The sequence below is a fragment of the Curtobacterium oceanosedimentum genome (assembly GCF_040545555.1).
Classification (GTDB): domain Bacteria; phylum Actinomycetota; class Actinomycetes; order Actinomycetales; family Microbacteriaceae; genus Curtobacterium.
On the sequence record NZ_JBEPMD010000005.1, the window covers coordinates 15,003 to 33,055 of the forward strand.

Here is an 18,053-nt window from a genome sequence, read left to right on the forward strand (position 1 = left end):
CCACCCCTGCCGGCCGTCGTCCGGAGGTGTTGGATGTCGCTCGCAGTGCATCGGCCGTCGGCGAGCACGCCCCGACGGAGCACCCCCGCGAGGGCCTCGCAGGGGTTCTCGCTCGTCGTCGGTGCGCTCGACCTCGGGTTGCTCGTCGTGGCGTTCGGCGTCGCACACGCGCTCCGGTTCCCGTGGGAGGGGTCCTCCCTGACGACCAACCCCGGCTGGACCGAGGTCGTGACGGCCCCCGCGATCATCCTGCTCTGGACCGCCCTGCTCTCCGGCTTCCGGACGCGCGACCCCCGCATCGCCGGCGTCGGTGGTGACGAGTACCGACGGCTCGTGACCGCGAGCCTCGTCGCCGCCGCAGCCGTGGCGGTGATCGCGTACGCGGTCCGTCTCGACATCGCGCGGGGGTACGTGGCCATCGCGTTCCCGCTCGGCCTGGTCCTGCTCGCCCTCGGGCGCAAGGTCGTCCGCACGGTCGTCGCCCGGCGGCGCGCCCAGGGACGGCAGCTGCTCGACGTCCTGCTCGTCGGCGACCTGGACGACGTCCGGTACGTCGGGCGACGCATCGCCGCCGCCCCTGCCGCCGGCTACCGGGTCGCCGCGGTCGTCACCGACTGCGCGGCCGTCGGCACGGAGGTCGCCCTCGGCGGTGGCACCTCGGAGGTCGTCGGCGGGATCGACGACGTGCTCGACGTCGCGACCTCGACCGGCGTCGCCGCCGTCGTGGTGGCCGGCGCGATCCCCGGCGGCCACGAGCGCCTGCGTCGTCTCGGCTGGCAGCTCGAGGGGTGCGGCGTCGAACTCGTCGTCTCCTCGCCCCTCGCCGACATCGCCGCGGGTCGCGTGCACGAGCGCCCCGTCGACGGGTTGCCGCTCATGCACGTCGAGACGCCCGACTACCGGTGCCGCCGGGGCAAGCGGCTGCTCGACGTGGTCGGTGCGACGATCGGCCTGGTGGTGCTCAGTCCGCTGCTCGTGGCCGTCGCCCTCGCCATCCGGCTCGACGACGGCGACCCGGTGTTCTTCCGCCAACGTCGGGTCGGCCGGGGCGGGCAGGAGTTCTCGATCCTGAAGTTCCGCACGATGTGCGTCGATGCCGAGTCCCGGGTCGCCGAACTCGCCGCTGCCAACGAGGGCTCCGGTCCGCTCTTCAAGCTGCAGCGCGACCCGCGGGTGACACGGGTCGGCGCGTTCCTCCGCCGGACGTCGCTCGACGAACTCCCGCAGCTGTGGAACGTCCTCACCGGGTCGATGAGCCTCGTCGGTCCCCGCCCCGCGCTGCCGAGCGAGGTCGCCGTGTACGAGGACTTCGCCGACCGGCGCCTGCTCGTCACGCCGGGCATGACCGGACTGTGGCAGGTCAGTGGCCGGTCCGACCTCGACTGGGTCGAGGGTGTCCGGCTCGACCTGCACTACGTCGAGAACTGGTCGTTCGTGCACGACCTCGTCATCCTCGTCAGGACGATCCCGTCCGTCCTGCGGTCCCGCGGCGCCTACTAGCCGCCTCACCGACCCCGGCCGCGCCTTGACCCGCGTCCGGAACGGCGCACCCCCGGAGAGCAGCGGCCTCCGGGGGTGCTGTCGTTCAGGTGGTCCTGCCATGTCGCCGGTCCTGCGCGTCCTGTCTGTGCGAACGGTGTCCGTTCCGGCTCCCGCCTGGGCTTCCGGTCGGGGGCGCGTTACGATGATCGGACGACGGACTTCCGCCCTCCCGGTCGACGATGACCGGTCGGGCGTCGCCAGACCCAGAACAAGGAGACATGATGCTCGGAAACCTGACGGGGATCCACCTGCTGATCATCCTCGGGATCATCATCCTGCTGTTCGGTGCGACCAAGCTCCCGGCGCTCGCGAAGGGCCTCGGCCAGTCGATCAACATCTTCAAGAAGGAGATGGGCGACGACAAGAAGAAGCACGACGACGGCACGGCGAACACCGTCGTGACCGACCCGGCCGCGCAGAGCACGGCACAGCCGACCGCGCAGCCCGTCGTGAACCCCGGCCCCTCGGTGCAGCCGAACGTGCACTCGACCGCCGAGCCCAAGAACTAGGACACCCAGCCCCGTCCTGTCGGCAGCCCCCGCGACCACCTCGGTCGCGGGGGCTTCGTCGTTCGGGTCCGGTCCTGCTCGGTGTCAGGGTGCCGTGGTCGGCGGGTCATCGAGTGCTCGGGCGGCTCGTCGGGTGAGCGCCTCGAGCGGACCCCGACGCCCGGACCGGTGCACGAGCAGCGCGGCGACGACAGCGGCCACGAGGAGGACGACGAAGGGTCCCCACCCGCCGAGGACCGGCAGTGGGTCGGGTTTGCCCGACCGGGACCACACGCCGATGACCAGGACGTGCGCGCAGTAGAGCGTCAGCGCGAGACGGCCGACGGCGCTGAGCGGGAGCAGGACCGTCGGGGAACGCCGAGCGACGAGCCCGAGGGCAGCGAGCACCGCGAGGGCGACGCCGAGGGCACCGACGAGTTCGAAGGTCGACCCGGCGTGCGGGGTCACGTCGAGCAGACGTGACCACTCGATGCTCGGGAACGGCGGGTTCTCAGCGACGACGTCGGGACCACCTGCGGGGGATGCGGGCGCCACCGGCGCGGAGCCGCTGACGCTGCCGCCGCTCGGGTCCACGGGGATCATCGTCCCGACCGGCCCGGTGATGCCGAGTGCGGCGCCGAGTGCGGCCCCGGCACCGTACCCGGCCGTGGCGAGCACGGCGCCCACCAGGAGCACCCGGCGCAGGACGTCGGTGCGGTCGAGCCCGAGTCGCGCCACGAGCACGCCCGCGAGGACGATCCCGAACCACGACACAGCGGGGTACCCGGTGAACAGCAGCCCCGCGATGCTGCTGCCACCGGTCATGTCGACGACGGCCTGCCCGACGAGGGCGAGCACGGGTCCGACGACGAGGGAGAGCGCCGCGGCGAGGACGACCCAGCGGAGTCGGAGCCGCAGGAACGGCAGCGCGGCGACGAACAGCACGGCGTAGGTCGGCAGGATGACGAGCACGCCTCCGGGCACCAGGGTCAGGAGCCCGCCGATCGCGAGGAGCGTCGCGGCGCGTGCGAGGACGTGGCGCCGGTCGCGGACCCGACCGGCCGGTCCGGGCCCGGTGGTCAGCAGGACGAGGGAGGCGCCGGCGCAGAGCGCGAACAGGATCGCGGACCGGCCGTTCACCAGGTCCGGCCAGCTCGACGGGTCCGACCAGTCGAACGCGGTGTGGGCCGCTCCGACGTGGGCGGCGAACATGCCGAGGACGGCGAGCCCACGCGCTGCGTCGAGCCCGGTGAGTCGTAGACGATGAGGTGGAGTGACGTGGTGCATGCGGTCGATGCTGGCGAGTGCGCTGTTTCGCCGGTGCAACCGGTCGCCGGGTGAGCCCGACGAGGATGATGGGCGCATGACCGCTCCGGCCGCAACGGCCCCGCTCCGTGACGACCGCCGGCTGGTGCTCGTGGTCGCGATCCTGGCGTCGTTCGTCGTCGGGCTCGACACGAGCGTGGTGAACGTGGCGCTCCCTGCGATCCGCCAGGACCTCGGCGGCGGGCTCGTCGTGCAGCAGTGGGTGGTCGACGCCTACCTCGTCACGCTCGGGTCGCTGATCCTCGTCGCGGGGTCGCTCTCGGACGTGTTCGGTCGGGTCCGCATCGTCACCTGGGGTCTGGTCGTGTTCGGCGTGGCCTCGGTCGTGTGCGCGGCAGCGCCCACCGGCGCAGTGCTCATCGTCGCCCGTGCGCTGCAGGGCGTCGGTGGCGCCCTCGTCACGCCGAGCTCGCTCGCGTTGATCATCGCCGCGTACCGGGGTCCGGCGCAGACGAAGGCGATCGGGACGTGGACGGGGTGGTCGAGCGCGGCGATGATCCTCGGACCGCTGGTCGGCGGCGTGATCGTCGACGGGCTCGGATGGCGCTGGATCTTCGTGCTCACCGCACTGCCCATCGTCGTCACGATCGTCCTGGTCGCGCGGATCACCGGCGACGTACACCCGGAGCGCCGACTGCGGATCGACGTCGTCGGCGCCGTGCTCGCAGTCCTCGGCGTGGGCGGAGTGGTCCTCGGGCTGATCGAGCAGGAGCGACTCGGTTGGTCGTCGCCGCTCGTGGTCGCAGCACTGGTGGTCGGGGCCGGCGCACTGCTCGCCTTCGTGCCGTGGGAGCGACACGTGACCCACGCAGGCAGGGCGCCGCTCGTGCCGCTCGCGCTCTTCCGGGCTCGCAACTTCACGGTCGGCAACCTGGCGACGCTCTCGATCTACGGCGCGCTCGGCATGGTGGGCTTCGTCGTGACCCTCTTCGTGCAGGAGGTCTGGGGTTTCCCGGCCTGGCTCGCCGGCCTCGCGACGCTGCCGCCGACACTCCTGCTCCTGTTCCTGTCCTCGACCGTCGGCGCCCTGGCCGGCCGGTACGGACCGCGATGGTTCATGGCCGCGGGGCCGGCGGTCGCGGCGGTCGGGGCTCTGCTCATGACCGGTGCCGGACAGGACCCCGGCGGGTACTGGTGGTCGGTGTTGCCGGGGCTGGTGCTCGTCGGCGTCGGGATCGCGACGATGGTCACGCCCCTGACGAGCGCGGTCCTCGGATCGGTGCCGGAGTCCGAGGCCGGGGTCGGCTCCGCGGTCAACAACGCCCTCGCGCGGATCGCGAGCCTGGTGATGGTGGCGCTCGCCGGGGTCGTCCTCGGTGGTGGGATGAGCACGGCGGGGTTCCACCGGGCGGCTGTCGTGATGGCCTTCCTGCTGCTCGCCGGATCGCTCGTCAGCGCGGTCGGGATCCGGAATGCACCGCTGCGCTCGTAAGTTGAGTGCAGTAGACTCAAGTACACCACCACCGCACGGAAAGGACGGACCGCATGGCGAACCTCCAGGGCGCTCCTGACTCGCAGGAACGGCAGAAGACCGCTCTCGAGCAGTACGGCGTCGACCTGACCGCGATCGCGCGGAGCGGCAAGCTCGACCCGGTGATCGGGCGCGATGCCGAGATCCGCCGCGTCTCCCAGGTGCTGACGCGCCGGACCAAGAACAACCCCGTGCTCATCGGCGAGCCCGGCGTCGGCAAGACCGCCGTGGTCGAGGGCCTGGCGCAGCGCATCGTGGCGGGTGACGTCGCCGACTCGCTGAAGGACAAGCGGCTCGTCTCGCTCGACATGTCCGCGCTCATCGCCGGCGCGAAGTACCGGGGTGAGTTCGAGGAGCGGCTGAAGGCCGTCCTCAAGGAGATCGACGACTCCGACGGCCAGGTCATCACGTTCATCGACGAGCTGCACACCCTGATGGGCGCCGGCGGCGGCGAAGGCTCCGTGGCGGCGTCGAACATGCTCAAGCCGATGCTCGCCCGCGGTGAGCTGCGGCTCATCGGCGCGACGACGCTCGACGAGTACCGCGAGTACATCGAGAAGGACGCCGCACTCGAGCGCCGCTTCCAGCAGGTGTTCGTCGGGGAGCCGAGCGTCGAGGACACCGTGGCCATCCTCCGCGGGCTCAAGGAGCGCTACGAGGCGCACCACAAGGTGACGATCAACGACTCCGCGCTGGTCGCCGCGGCGAGCCTGTCGAACCGCTACATCTCCGGTCGCCAGCTCCCCGACAAGGCGATCGACCTCATCGACGAGGCTGCCAGCCGACTGCGCATGGAGATCGACTCGAGCCCGGTCGAGATCGACGAGCTCAAGCGCAGCGTCGACCGGCTGCGCGTCGAGGAGTTCGCGCTGAAGCAGGAGAAGGACGATGCGTCGAAGGCGCGGCTGGAGACCCTGCGCGCGGAGCTCGCCGGACGCCAGGAGCGGCTCGACGAGCTCGAGCAGCGCTGGCAGGCCGAGCGGGCGAGCCTGAACCGCATCGGCGAGCTCAAGCAGCAGCTCGACGAGCTCAACATGCGCAGCCAGCGCGCGCAGCGCGAGGCGCAGTACGAGACGGTGTCGCGCATCGAGTACGGCGAGAAGCCCCGGATCGAAGCCGAGCTCGCAGCGGCCGAGCAGGCCGAGAGCGCCGACCGCATGGTGAACGACAGCGTCACCGACGAGGACATCGCCGCCGTGATCGCGCAGTGGACGGGCATCCCGATGGGACGCCTGCTGCAGGGCGAGACCGAGAAGCTCCTGCACCTGGAGTCCGAGCTCGGGCGGCGGATCATCGGGCAGCGCAGCGCCGTCGGCACCGTGTCCGAGGCCGTCCGCCGGACGCGCGCAGGCATCTCCGACCCGGACCGGCCGACCGGCTCGTTCCTGTTCCTCGGCCCCACCGGTGTCGGCAAGACTGAGTTGGCCAAGGCGCTCGCCGAGTTCCTGTTCGACGACGAGAAGGCGCTCGTCCGCATCGACATGAGCGAGTACGGCGAGAAGCACTCGGTCGCCCGGCTGATCGGCGCCCCGCCCGGCTACGTCGGGTACGAGTCTGGCGGGCAGCTCACCGAGACCGTCCGCCGTCGCCCGTACTCCGTCGTGCTGCTCGACGAGGTCGAGAAGGCGCACCCCGAGGTCTTCGACGTCCTGCTCCAGGTGCTCGACGACGGCCGCCTGACCGACGGGCAGGGCCGCACGGTCGACTTCCGGAACACGATCGTGATCCTGACGTCGAACCTCGGTTCGCAGTTCATGACCGACCTCACCCTGACGTCCGACCAGCGTGAGGAGGCGGTGCGCGAGCTCGTGCAGCAGGCCTTCCGGCCGGAGTTCGTGAACCGGCTCGACGACATCGTCGTCTTCCAAGCGCTCACGACCGAGGACCTCGGCCAGATCGTCTCGCTGTACGTCGACCGGCTGGCCCGTCGACTCTCGGACCGCCGGCTCGAGCTGGCCGTCACGCCAGCGGCGCGCAGTTGGCTCGCCGACCGCGGGTACGACCCGGTCTACGGGGCGCGGCCGCTCCGTCGCCTCATGCAGCGGCAGATCGACGACCGGCTCGCCCGGGCCATCCTGTCCGGCGACGTGCGCGACGGCGACACCGTCCGTGTCGACGTCGCCGCAGGCGGCGACGAGCTGACGGTCGAGCCCTTCGAACTCGCGGAGATCGTCGAGGAGTAGCCCGCGGCCGCCCCGCGGCACAGGTGACGCACTGGAGGCCCGGTGCCGGTCCGCGAGGCCGGCCCCGGGCCTCCGCTGCGTCGCGTCCACCGCGTCGCGCCGGCGGGCGGTGACGGTCGGCGTCCGGCTCGGTCCAGCATCTTGTCAGTGGTGGCATGTGGAATGTCAGCCATGCGTGTACTCGTGGTGGACGACGAGACCGCCCTCGCCGACGTCGTCGCGCGGGGGCTGTCCCGACAGGGCATGGCCGTCGACGTGGCGTACCGCGGCGACGAGGCGGACGAGCTCCTCGCGGTCAACGACTACGACGTCGTCGTGCTCGACCGCGACCTCCCCGGACTCCACGGTGACGAGGTCGCTCGTCGACTGGCTGAGCACGGTTCGCTCACGCGGATCCTCATGCTGACGGCAGCCACGGCGCTCACCGATCGTGTGCACGGCCTCGAGCTCGGCGCCGACGACTACCTGGCAAAGCCCTTCGAGTACCCGGAACTCGTCGCGAGGGTCCGCGCGCTGGGCCGGCGCTGCGTCGCACCGGTCCCGCCGGTGCTCGAGCGCGACGGGATCGTCGTCGACTCGAACCGACGCGTGGCGACCCGTGACGGTCGTCCGCTCGACCTGACGTCCAAGGAGCTCGGGGTGCTCGAGGTGCTGCTGCGCGCCGACGGACGCATCGTCTCGTCCGAGGAACTCCTCGAGAAGGTCTGGGACGTGAACATCGACCCGTTCACGGCGGCGGTCCGGGTGACCCTGTCGAAGCTCCGCAAGAAGCTCGGGCCGCCCGACCCGATCCGGACCGTGCCCGGGTGCGGGTACGCGCTGTGACCCGGCTGTGGAGCATCGGGACCCGGACGGCGATCGCCTTCGCGGTCTCGGCCATGGCGCTGACGACCGGGGTCCTGGTGTTCGTCAACCTCGCGTCCCAGTGGTCGTTGAGCGTCGCCCCCGACGGGTCGGGCGACGCCGGGGCGTGGAGTGGAGCGGTCAGGGTGACCACGGACACCGAGGGCGACCCCGGGGGCCCGACCGGCGCGGCCGGACGGACGATCACCCTCGTGCAGGTCGTCGCGGCGGAGCAGTGGCAGTGGTCCGCGGTCGGCATCGTGGGAGCCGGAGTGGTCGCCGGGTTCCTCGGCTGGGGGCTGAGCCGTCGCGTGCTGCGACCGATCGACCGGATCACCGCCACGGCGAACCGGATCTCGGCCTCGACCCTCCACGAACGCATCGCCCTCGACGGCCCCGACGACGAGCTCCGGCGGCTGTCGCAGACGGTGGACGCGCTGCTCGACCGTCTCGAGTCGGCCTTCGCGAGCCAGCGCCGGTTCGTCGCGCAGGCCGCCCACGAACTGCGCACCCCGCTCGCGGTGCAACGCGCCTCCTTGCAGATCGACCTGCGGGACGATGCGGACCCGAGCGAGATCGCGACCGTGCGAGCCGAGCTCCTCGAGCAGACCAGACGCACCGAGCACCTGGTGGAGTCGCTCCTGCTCCTGGCCGAGGCCGAGCGGGGCCTCGAGGAACGGACGTCGAGGATCGACCTCGCCGCGGTCGTGCGTGACGTGGTGGCACAGGTCGCCGCCGACGCGTGCCGTGCCGGTGTCACGGTCCACGTCGAGGCCGGCCCGAGCGCCCCCGGACTCACCGGCGAGCCGCTGCTGGTCCGGCAGCTCGTGGCCAACCTGGTCGACAACGCCGTCGAGTACAACCGTCCGGGCGGGGACATCTGGGTCCGGATCGATCCGCACGGCCTCCGCGTCGAGAACACCGGCGCGGTCGTCGACCCCGCCGAGGTCGGGACGCTGGTCGAACCCTTCCGCCGGGGTGGTCAGGCGGGGACGAAGCGGCACAGCGGGCTCGGTCTGTCGATCGTCAGCGCCATCGCCCACGCACACGGCTGGCAGGTGCACCTCGAGCCGCGGCCCTCGGGCGGGCTGCGCGTCGACGTCGGTGTTTCGTCCGTGCAACCGACGACGACACCCTCGCGAAACACCCCACCCGGTGCACTGGTGTCATGACGAACACGACACTTCCCCGCCAGCTCGTCCGGGTCGCCGCAGCGCTGGCCATCGTCGCCGCGCCCCTCGCGCTCGCCGGGTGCTCCGCAACCCCGGCCGCCTCCACGCAGGACAGCACGTCCGCCGTCTCCCTCGGGTCGCGGTGGGGTGACTGCATGCGCGACGCGGGGTTCGATGTGGAGGACCCGTCGGACGACCAGGTCCGCAGCGGAACCGTCGTCGCGCCGTCCGGCGTCGACCGGGAACGCTTCGACCGCGCCGCGCAGCACTGCGGTGCCGAGCTCGGCGTGAAGCCGGCCGACACGGCGCAGCAGGACAAGTGGAAGCGCCAGTACGCAGCCGTCGACTCGTGTGTCCGCGAGCGGTACCCCGACGCCCCGGAACAGCGGCCGGGGGTCGTCGACTACAGCGGCTACCCGCGCGCGCAGGAGCCCGAGTTCGACGAGACGCTCTCGGCCTGCATCGCGGAGCACGCGCCGGACACCCGACAGCTCGACCACTGACCGCCCCCACCGAGAAGGAGACCCCACCCATGCCCAAGCGCACCACCCTCACCGGCATCGCCGCTGCACTCCTGCTGGTCCCGGTCCTGCTGACCGGCTGTTCGGCCACCGGACCCGCCTCGCAGCCGACGGCGAGCCACGAGCCCTCACAGCGCGAGATGTTGGCGAAGCTGACGTCCTGTCTGCGCGACAAGGGGTACGACGTGGGAGAGAAGGACGTGCTCCCACCGAAGGGCGTCGACGAGGACGCGTACTACCGCGACTCGGACGAGTGCATGAAGGGACTCGGCATGCCTGCGGCGCAGGAGGCGAAGGCCAGCGACCCCGGGATGGCGGAGTACGCCCGCAAGCTCGCCGCGTGCATGCGGAAGGAGGGGTTCTCCGACTACCCGGACGACTTCGATGCACAGGGCGAGTACAAGCCGGCGGGTGACGAGCAGGCCTTCCTCGAGGCCGACGAGCGCTGCGCGGGTGCCGAGGGCGTGCAGGGGTTCTCGAAGTGAGCCCGACCACGAAGCGTGCCACGATCGCCGGAGCCTGCATCGTCGCGGTGCTGGCTGCCGGCCTCGGTACCTGGGCGGTCGTCGGCGGCCCACACCAGGAGTCCTCCGCCGCTGAGACCCGCCACCACCGTGCGACCGCCCCCGTGACGAAGGGCGACCTGGTCGACTCGAAGGTCTTCGCCGGGTCGCTCGGGTACGGCGCCGCCGTCGGCGTCCCCGGCGCCGCGTCCGGCACGATCACCTGGTTGCCGCAGCCCGGTCAGGTCATCGAGCGCGACCGACCGCTCTACGAGGTCGACGAGCGGCCGGTCCGCGCGATGTACGGCACCACCCCGCTGTGGCGCACCCTGCAGGAGGGGGAGCGCGGCGCGGACGTCCGGCAGCTCAACGAGAACCTCGCCGCGCTCGGGTACGACCTGTCCGTCGACGAGGTGTTCGGTCGCCGCACCCTCGCTGCGGTCAAGCGCTGGCAGAAGGACCGCGGGCTCGACGTCACCGGGACCGTGACGGCGAACGACGTCGTCTTCGTCGACGGCGCCGTGCGGGTCGAGTCCGTCGCGGCGAAGCTCGGCCAACCCGCGGGCGGTGACGTCCTGCAGGTGACGAGCACGAAGCGCGTGGTCAACACCACGGTGTCCCAGGCCGACGCGATGCGCTTCGCGGTCGGCACCACCGTGCAGGTCCGGGTGAACGGCGGCGACCCCGCCGAGGGGAAGGTCGTCGACGTCGAGACGGAGAAGTCACCGGACGGCAAGACGGAGACGGTCGTCACCGTCTCGTTCGACGCGGGCGACCAGGACGTGCCCGAGTCGGCGTCCGTTCAGGTCGTCGCCGCGGGACAGACCGCTCGCGACGTGCTCTCCGTACCCGTGCAGGCGCTCGTCGCGACCGGTGACGGCGGCAGCTACGGCGTCGACGTCGTCCGGCGCGACGGTGCGACCGAGCGGGTGCGCGTCGAGGTCGGGCTCGTGGCCGACGGCCGGGCCGCGGTCACGGGTGATCTGCACGAGGGCGACGAGGTCGTGGTGCCGTCGTGAGCGCCGCGACGCTCTCGGGCGCGGTGCCGCGCGGCGCCGGGCCGGACGACGCCGTGGTCCGCCTCCGGGACGTCACCAAGTCCTACGGCGACGTCCACGCCCTCCGCGGTGTGTCGCTCGACGTCACCGCCGGCGAGCTCGTCGCGGTCGTCGGGCCGTCGGGTTCGGGCAAGTCGACGATGCTCAACACCATCGGTACGCTCGACCGGCCCTCGTCCGGTTCCGTCACGATCGCCGGGCACGACGTCGGTGCGATGCGCGACGACGACCTGTCCCGTCTCCGCGCGGAGCACATCGGTTTCGTGTTCCAGCACTTCCACCTGCAGCCGGGCGCGACGGCGGCCGAGAACGTCGCCGACGGGCTGCTCTACTCCGGTGTGCCTCGACGGACGAGGCTCCGGCGCGCGGAGGACGCACTGGGTCGGGTCGGGCTCGGCCACCGCACGGGCCACCGTCCGCACGAGCTCTCCGGTGGCGAGAAGCAGCGTGTCGCCATCGCCCGCGCGATCGTCGGTGACCCCACGATCCTGCTGGCAGACGAACCCACGGGGGCACTCGACACCACGAGCGGCCGGAACGTCGTGGCGCTGCTCCGCGAGCTCAACGCAGCGGGGACGACGGTGGTCGTGATCACCCACGACCTCGACCTGGCCGCCTCGTTGCCACGGCGGGTGCGGATGCGGGACGGCCTGGTGGAGGACGACGACCGTGATGCGCTCCCCGACGACCGCCTCCGACACGACCGCGACGCCCCCGCGCCGGCCGAGGTCGGCCGGTGAGCGCGCGATCGGTCGGCGCCGGGGACCTGCTCCGCCTCGGCGTGTTCGGGCTGCGCACCCGCCCTGGCCGCGTGGTGCTGTCCGCGCTCGGCATCGCGATCGGCATCGCGGCGATGATCGCCGTCGTGGGCATCTCGTCGTCGAGCAAGGCTGCGCTCGACCGGGTCCTCGACGCACTCGGGACGAACGTCCTGACGGTCACGAAGGCCCAGGGGTTCGGCGACCCTCCGCCCCTGCCGACCACGGCCGTGGCGTCGGCGCTCCGACAGCCCGTCGTCCAGCGCGCCGCCGCCGTCGGCGAGGCCGAGGCCGGCCGTGTCTTCCGCAGTCCGTTCGTGCCGACCGCCGAGACGAAGGGCATCGGCGTGATGGCCGTGTGGGGCGACGTCCCCGGCGTGCTCGGCGGCTCGCTCGCGGCCGGTCACTGGGTCGACCCGTCCCCGCACGCGCCCCCGCAGGTCGTGCTCGGTGCGTCCGCCGCGCACAACCTGGGCATCGATCGACTCCGTGCGGACTCGGCGGTCTGGATCGGTGGTCGGTCGGTCCAGGTCGTCGGGGTCCTCGCGCCCCTGCAGCTCGCGCCGGACCTCGACAACCAGGTGTTCGTCCCGCAGGACACGGCCGCGGAGCTGGGCTTCGACGGACACCCGACCGCGGTCTACACGCGGGTGGACCCGGAGCGCGTGGCCGACGCACGCAAGGTCCTGGCCCACTCGATCCGCCCCGACCGACCCCAGGACGTCGGGGTCACCCGCCCGTCGGACGCCCTGGCGGCGAAGAACGCGACGGACGACTCCTACACCGGGCTCCTCGTCGGCATCGGCGGGGTCGCCCTGCTGGTCGGCGGGATCGGGGTCGCGAACACCATGGTGATCACGGTGCTCGAGCGACGAGCGGAGGTCGGCGTCCGACGCGCACTCGGCGCCCGCAGACGGAACATCCGCGACCAGTTCCTGGTCGAGTCGCTCCTGCTGTCGTTCCTCGGCGGCGTCGCGGGTGTCGTGATCGGGGTGGGGGTGACGATCGTCTTCGCCGTCGCGCAGGGGTGGCCGGTGACGATCCCGCTGTGGGCGGTCGGGGGCGGACTCGCCGCGACGGTGGTGATCGGCGGTGTCTCGGGTCTGTACCCGGCGGCACGCGCCGCGCGCATCCCACCCACCTCGGCGCTCGCCGCGGTCTGACCGGTCGCGTGATCCGCCGGGCGCACCGGTCGGGAGGCCCGGTGCCGGTTCCTGGAACCGGCACCGGGCCCGGCGGCCTAGCGTCCAGGGCATGCCAGAGCTGCCGATCATCCGTCGCCTCACCGACTCCATCGAGCACGCCAGCGTGCTCGACAAGGCCGTCGACCTCGACACGCGCGTCGTGCGTGCGGTCGCGAAGCCGAAGGCCCTGCGGCAGCTGCTGCACGGTGTGCCGTTCGGACACCCCCTCCACCCGCTGATGGTGCAGGTGCCGCTCGGCGCCTGGATCTCGGCGGCCGTCCTCGACCTGATCGGCGGGAAGGGGAACGCCCGCGCGGCGCAGACCCTGACCGGGGTGGGGATCGCGTCGGCGGGCAGCGCCTCGGTCGCCGGGTACGTCGACTGGGCGGAGCTCTCGCTCGAGCAGCGCCGCACGGGGTGGGTGCACCAGGCCGTCAACTGGGTCGGCATCACGTTCTTCGGGCTGTCGTGGTGGCAGCGACGGAAGGGCAACACCGCGGCGGGCAAGGCCCTCGGCTTCGTCGGGCTCACCGTCGTGAGCGTCGGCGGGTACCTCGGCGGGCACCTGTCGTACCGGCAGCGTGCGGGCGTCGGGTCGAGCGACCGGGTGCCGTTCGACGACTGACGCCCCACGCAGCCCCTGCGGGAACGCCCGATCTGCACCGGCAGGTCGGGCGTTGCTGCGTCCCGAGTTCCTGCGTTCGTGTTGGTTCTGTGACGGAACGGTTGCGTTCGTGTGGCTTTCGGACGTACAGTTCCTGAAACCAACGGGAACGAAGGAGTTCGGGCATGTACGCAACGGAGCGGCAAGACGCGATCGCCGCCGCGCTGCAGTCCGCCGGACGGGTGTCCGTCGCCGACCTCGCCGAGCACTTCGACGTCACCACCGAGACCGTCCGCCGCGACCTCGACGCCCTCGAGACCGCTGGTGTCCTGCGCCGCGTGCACGGGGGAGCGGTGCCGGCCGGGCGCTCCAGCGTCGTCGAGCTGAGCGTCGCCGAGCGCGAGGGCCAGCACGGCACCGCGAAGACCGCGATCGCCCGCGCCGCGATGCACCTGGTGCCGGCGACATTCACCGGCTCGATCGCCCTCGACGCCGGTACCACCTGCGCCGCCGTCGCCGCCGAACTCGTCCGGTGGGAGCCGGCGACCCCCGGCGCGACCCTGACCGTCGTCACGAACTCGGTGCCGATCGCCGCCACCCTGCAGCACAGCGAGCACGTCGAGCTGCACCTGCTCGGCGGCCGGGTGCGCGGGGTCACGAGCGCCGCCGTCGGCACGGCCACCGTCCAGCAGATCGGTGCGCTCCGCCCGGACATCGCCTTCGTCGGGACGAACGGCCTGTCCGCGGGCTTCGGCCTGAGCACGCCCGACGAGTACGAGGCCGCTGTGAAGGGCGCCTACGTGCTCGCCGCCCGCCGCAGCGTGGTGCTCGCCGACGCCGCGAAGCACGGGGTCGAGGCGCTCATGCGCTTCGCCCGCCTCGACGAGGTCGACACCCTCGTCACCAACCAGGAGCCCCCGGCAGACCTCGCCGGCGCGCTCACCGACGCCGACGTGGAGGTCGTGGTCGCATGAGACCCGAGAACGGCACCGTCCAGCACAGCACCCGCATCGTCACCGTGACGCCGAACCCGTCCCTCGACCGCACGATCGAGCTCGCCGGCGAACTCCAGCGCGGCGCCGTGCAGCGTGCCGTCCGCACCACGGCCGAGCCCGGCGGCAAGGGCGTCAACGTCTCCCGGGTCGTCGTCGCGAGCGGTGGGGACACCCTCGCGGTGCTGCCCGGCGACGAGCTCGACCCCGTCCTGCTCGGCCTCGCGACCCGGGGCATCCCGACCGCCGCCCTGCCGATCGGGGCCCCGCTCCGCTCGAACGTCACCGTCACCGAGCCGACCGGCACGACGACGAAGCTCAACGAGCCCGGCCCCTCGCTCGCCGGACGCATGGACGACCTCGCCGCGCTCGTCGCCGACGCCGCCGGTCCCACCCCGACCGGCCCGGCCGCCCGCTGGGTGGTGTTCGCCGGGTCCCTGCCGCCCGGGCTGCCCGACGACGCGCTCGCCGTGCTCGTCCGCGCGGTGCGTTCGCGCCACGGTGACGACGTCCGGATCGCCGTGGACTCGTCCGGCGTCCCGTTCACCGCACTGCTGCAGTCGGGGGAGCGGATCGACCTGGTCAAGCCGAACGCCGAGGAGCTCGCCGAGGTCGTCGGCGGCGACCCCGAGGTGTACGAGCAGGACCTGGAGGCAGCGGTCGCCGCCGCGCACCGCCTGCGCGACAAGCACGTCGACACCGTCCTGCTCACCCTGGGCAGCGCGGGTGCCGTGCTCGTCTCCGGTGCGGGCAGCCACGTCGCCGCCGCACCGCGGATCACCGCCCGATCGACCGTCGGCGCCGGCGACTCGTCCCTGGCGGGCTACCTGCTCGCCGAGGTGGCGGGTGCCTCGGCAGCCGAGCGGCTCGCCCAGGCCGTCGCCACCGGAGCCGCCGCAGCCGCACTGCCCGGCAGCGACGTCCCCGCCCTCGACCACACCGACCCCGGCAGCGTGACCGTCCGGACCCTGCACACGACGCAGGTCCCGGCACCGATCGCCTGACCGGACCCCACCGCACCACTGCACGACCCCCGCAGCACCACCCCTCGAACCAGCACTGCCCGCGCCACGGCGCCACTGCAAAGGAGCAACCCCATGTCCGCAGACACGACGCAGCGCCTCATCAGCGCCGAGCTCGTCGGCCTCGACGAGGACCTCGGCGCGACGTCGTCCGACGTCATCCGCGTGCTCGCCGACCGCGTCGCCGCGACCGGCCGCGCGGCCGACGGCGCCACCCTGGCCGAGGACGCCATCAAGCGCGAGGCGAGCGTCGGCACCGGTGTGCCCGGCGGCATCGCGATCCCGCACGCCCGGTCGGCCTCGGTGTCGAGCCCGACCCTGGCGTTCTCGCGCCTCGCCCGGAAGGTGCCGTTCGGTGCGCCGGACGGGGACGCCGACGTCGTCTTCATGATCGCCGTGCCCGAGGGTGCCGACAAGGACCACCTCACCGTCCTGTCGACCCTCGCCCGGGCGCTCATCCGCGAGGACTTCACCGCCGCGCTCCGCGCCGCCTCGACCCCGCAGGAGGTCGTCGACCTGGTGCAGCGCGAGGTTGGCGGCGAGGTCGCCGCAGCCGGTGTCGGGAACGCGAGCAGCGCCTCCCGTCCGACCGCGACGCAGCCCGCGCAGGCCGCAGCAGCCGGCGGCGCGACCGGCGGCGCCACCGGCGCACGCAAGGTCATCGTCGGCGTCACCGCCTGCCCGACCGGCATCGCGCACACCTACATGGCGGCCGACGCCCTCGTCGCCGCCGCCGAGCGCGCCGGCGCCGAGATGCACGTCGAGACCCAGGGCTCCTCGCAGGTCGAGCCGCTCGACCCGGCGCTCATCGCCCGCGCCGACGCCGTCGTGTTCGCGGTGGACGTGGACGTCCGCGACCGCAGCCGCTTCGCCGGCAAGCCGCTCGTCTCCGGGCCGGTCAAGCGCGGTGTCGACGAGCCCGACGCGATGATCGCCGAGGCCATCCGCGCCGCCGACGACCCGCACGCCGCCCGCGTGCAGGGCGGCGCCGCGACCGCCTCCGAGTCGAACAAGGCCGACGAGCACTTCGGCCAGGCGCTCAAGCGCTGGCTGCTGACCGGCGTGAGCTACATGATCCCGTTCGTCGCCGGCGGTGGACTCCTCATCGCCCTCGGCTTCCTGCTCTCGGGCTACGGCATCGCGCTGCAGCACGGTGACTCCGGGCAGAACAACGCTGTCTACACGCTGACGAACTACACGCTGCTGAACCTGCCGCCGGAGGGCCTCGGCTACTACCTCGGCGCCGCCGCGTTCCAGATCGGCGGGGTGTCCCTCGGGTTCCTCGTCGCCGCCCTCGCCGGGTACATCGCCTACGCGATCGCCGACCGACCCGGCATCGCGCCGGGCTTCGTCGCCGGGTCGATCGCCGTGTTCATGAACGCCGGCTTCCTCGGCGGACTCGTCGGTGGTCTCATCGCCGGTGCGGCCGCGTACTGGATCGGCCGCATCCCGACCTGGCGCTGGCTCCGTGGCCTGATGCCGGTCGTGATCATCCCGCTGTTCGCGTCGATCATCGCCTCCGGCCTCATGCTCCTCGTGCTCGGCGGCCCGATCGCCTGGCTCATGACCCAGCTCACCGACTGGCTCAACTCGCTCAACGGCGCCTCGGTCATCCTGCTCGGCATCATCCTCGGCCTGATGATGGCGTTCGACCTCGGCGGTCCGGTCAACAAGGTGGCGTACTCGTTCGCCGTCGCCGGGCTCGGTGCCGGCACGGCGAGCAACGTCGTGCCGTTCGAGATCATGGCCGCCGTCATGGCAGCCGGCATGGTCCCGCCGCTGGCCCTGGCCCTCGCGTCGACCGTGCTCTACCGCAAGGGCTTCACGAAGCCGGAGCGCGAGAACGGCAAGGCCGCGTGGCTCCTCGGTGCCTCGTTCATCTCCGAGGGTGCGATCCCGTTCGCCGCGGCCGACCCGCTGCGCGTCATCCCGGCGTCGATGGTCGGTGCCGCGGTCACGGGTGCGATCTCGATGGCGGCCGGTGTGACCTCGCGTGCTCCGCACGGCGGCATCTTCGTCTTCTTCGCCATCGGGAACATCGCGATGTTCGTCATCGCGATCCTGGCCGGCACGGTCGTCTCCGCGCTGGTCCTGGTCGCCCTGAAGAAGTGGGTGCGCAAGTCGCCCGCCGCCGAGTCCGTGGCCGCGGAGCAGGCAGCGGTGGCCGGCGAGACGGTCGGGCAGCGCGCGCCGGCCGCCGTGTAGCGGTCGTCACCACCTGGGACGGGAGGCTCGGTGCCAGCTGGCACCGGGCCTCCCGTCCGTCGTCGGGGCGGGTCTGGCCCTGCGGCCGACGTCTCCGCAAGACGCCGGCGTCTCCTCGAGAGGCCGGCCTGCTGCCGAGACGCCGCGGAATCCGGGGGAGTCTCGGCGGGGACGAGGCGTC

The 18,053-nt window shown here is 72.6% G+C and carries 16 protein-coding genes; 15 read left to right on the top strand and 1 reads right to left on the bottom strand.

The window, feature by feature from the left end; translation table 11 throughout:
- Window positions 1–33 precede the first annotated feature (33 nt).
- The gene (locus ABIC52_RS06580) at window positions 34–1,500 is read left to right on the top strand and encodes a sugar transferase (protein WP_126891307.1); all 1,467 of its coding nucleotides are present in this window, start codon (window positions 34–36) and stop codon (window positions 1,498–1,500) included.
- 260 nt (window positions 1,501–1,760) lie between these two features.
- Entirely contained in the window at window positions 1,761–2,051 is a 291-nt protein-coding gene (tatA, locus tag ABIC52_RS06585; protein ID WP_374109354.1) for a twin-arginine translocase TatA/TatE family subunit, read from the top strand.
- An 84-nt stretch (window positions 2,052–2,135) separates the two neighbouring features.
- On the opposite strand, the gene ABIC52_RS06590 is transcribed toward tatA, so the two are convergent.
- Window positions 2,136–3,317: an acyltransferase family protein gene (locus ABIC52_RS06590; RefSeq protein ID WP_354026919.1), complete on the bottom strand. Its 1,182-nt coding sequence runs from the start codon at window positions 3,315–3,317 to the stop codon at window positions 2,136–2,138.
- Window positions 3,318–3,393: 76 nt separating this feature from the next.
- Between ABIC52_RS06590 and ABIC52_RS06595 the strand changes: the two genes are divergently transcribed.
- The 13 genes from ABIC52_RS06595 (at window position 3,394) to ABIC52_RS06655 (ending at window position 17,872) form a co-directional block, all read left to right on the top strand.
- Entirely contained in the window at window positions 3,394–4,788 is a 1,395-nt protein-coding gene (locus tag ABIC52_RS06595) for an MFS transporter (RefSeq protein ID WP_126891305.1), read from the top strand.
- A 53-nt stretch (window positions 4,789–4,841) separates the two neighbouring features.
- Complete coding sequence (locus tag ABIC52_RS06600; protein ID WP_126891304.1) at window positions 4,842–7,010, top strand: ATP-dependent Clp protease ATP-binding subunit; 2,169 nt, start codon at window positions 4,842–4,844, stop codon at window positions 7,008–7,010.
- Between the two features lie 171 nt (window positions 7,011–7,181).
- Window positions 7,182–7,835 carry a response regulator gene (locus ABIC52_RS06605; protein ID WP_194074867.1) on the top strand — a complete coding sequence of 218 codons (654 nt, stop codon included), beginning with the start codon at window positions 7,182–7,184 and terminating at the stop codon, window positions 7,833–7,835.
- Window positions 7,832–9,025, top strand: a complete 1,194-nt coding sequence (locus tag ABIC52_RS06610; RefSeq protein ID WP_354026920.1) for a sensor histidine kinase — start codon at window positions 7,832–7,834, stop codon at window positions 9,023–9,025. Before ABIC52_RS06605 ends, ABIC52_RS06610 begins: the two co-directional genes overlap by 4 nt.
- Window positions 9,022–9,528, top strand: coding sequence for a hypothetical protein (locus ABIC52_RS06615; protein ID WP_354026921.1), 507 nt, complete (start codon window positions 9,022–9,024; stop codon window positions 9,526–9,528). The genes ABIC52_RS06610 and ABIC52_RS06615 overlap by 4 nt, the downstream gene beginning before the upstream one ends.
- Before the next feature lie 29 nt (window positions 9,529–9,557).
- The gene (locus ABIC52_RS06620; RefSeq protein ID WP_354026922.1) at window positions 9,558–10,031 is read left to right on the top strand and encodes a hypothetical protein; all 474 of its coding nucleotides are present in this window, start codon (window positions 9,558–9,560) and stop codon (window positions 10,029–10,031) included.
- The gene (locus tag ABIC52_RS06625) at window positions 10,028–11,068 is read left to right on the top strand and encodes an efflux RND transporter periplasmic adaptor subunit (protein WP_126891299.1); all 1,041 of its coding nucleotides are present in this window, start codon (window positions 10,028–10,030) and stop codon (window positions 11,066–11,068) included. The genes ABIC52_RS06620 and ABIC52_RS06625 overlap by 4 nt, the downstream gene beginning before the upstream one ends.
- A complete protein-coding gene (locus ABIC52_RS06630; protein ID WP_354026923.1) occupies window positions 11,065–11,847 on the top strand; it encodes an ABC transporter ATP-binding protein in 783 nt (260 codons plus the stop codon). The genes ABIC52_RS06625 and ABIC52_RS06630 overlap by 4 nt, the downstream gene beginning before the upstream one ends.
- On the top strand, window positions 11,844–13,028 hold the full coding sequence (locus ABIC52_RS06635) for an ABC transporter permease (protein ID WP_209676436.1): 1,185 nt from the start codon (window positions 11,844–11,846) through the stop codon (window positions 13,026–13,028). The genes ABIC52_RS06630 and ABIC52_RS06635 overlap by 4 nt, the downstream gene beginning before the upstream one ends.
- A 91-nt stretch (window positions 13,029–13,119) precedes the next feature.
- Window positions 13,120–13,674 (top strand): DUF2231 domain-containing protein, encoded by a 555-nt coding sequence (locus tag ABIC52_RS06640; protein WP_209676438.1) that lies wholly within the window; start codon window positions 13,120–13,122, stop codon window positions 13,672–13,674.
- Window positions 13,675–13,838: 164 nt separating this feature from the next.
- Window positions 13,839–14,627, top strand: coding sequence for a DeoR/GlpR family DNA-binding transcription regulator (locus ABIC52_RS06645; protein WP_354026924.1), 789 nt, complete (start codon window positions 13,839–13,841; stop codon window positions 14,625–14,627).
- The gene (locus tag ABIC52_RS06650; protein ID WP_354026925.1) at window positions 14,624–15,649 is read left to right on the top strand and encodes a 1-phosphofructokinase family hexose kinase; all 1,026 of its coding nucleotides are present in this window, start codon (window positions 14,624–14,626) and stop codon (window positions 15,647–15,649) included. Before ABIC52_RS06645 ends, ABIC52_RS06650 begins: the two co-directional genes overlap by 4 nt.
- Before the next feature lie 93 nt (window positions 15,650–15,742).
- Window positions 15,743–17,872 (top strand): PTS fructose transporter subunit IIABC, encoded by a 2,130-nt coding sequence (locus ABIC52_RS06655; protein WP_209825231.1) that lies wholly within the window; start codon window positions 15,743–15,745, stop codon window positions 17,870–17,872.
- Window positions 17,873–18,053 lie beyond the last annotated feature (181 nt).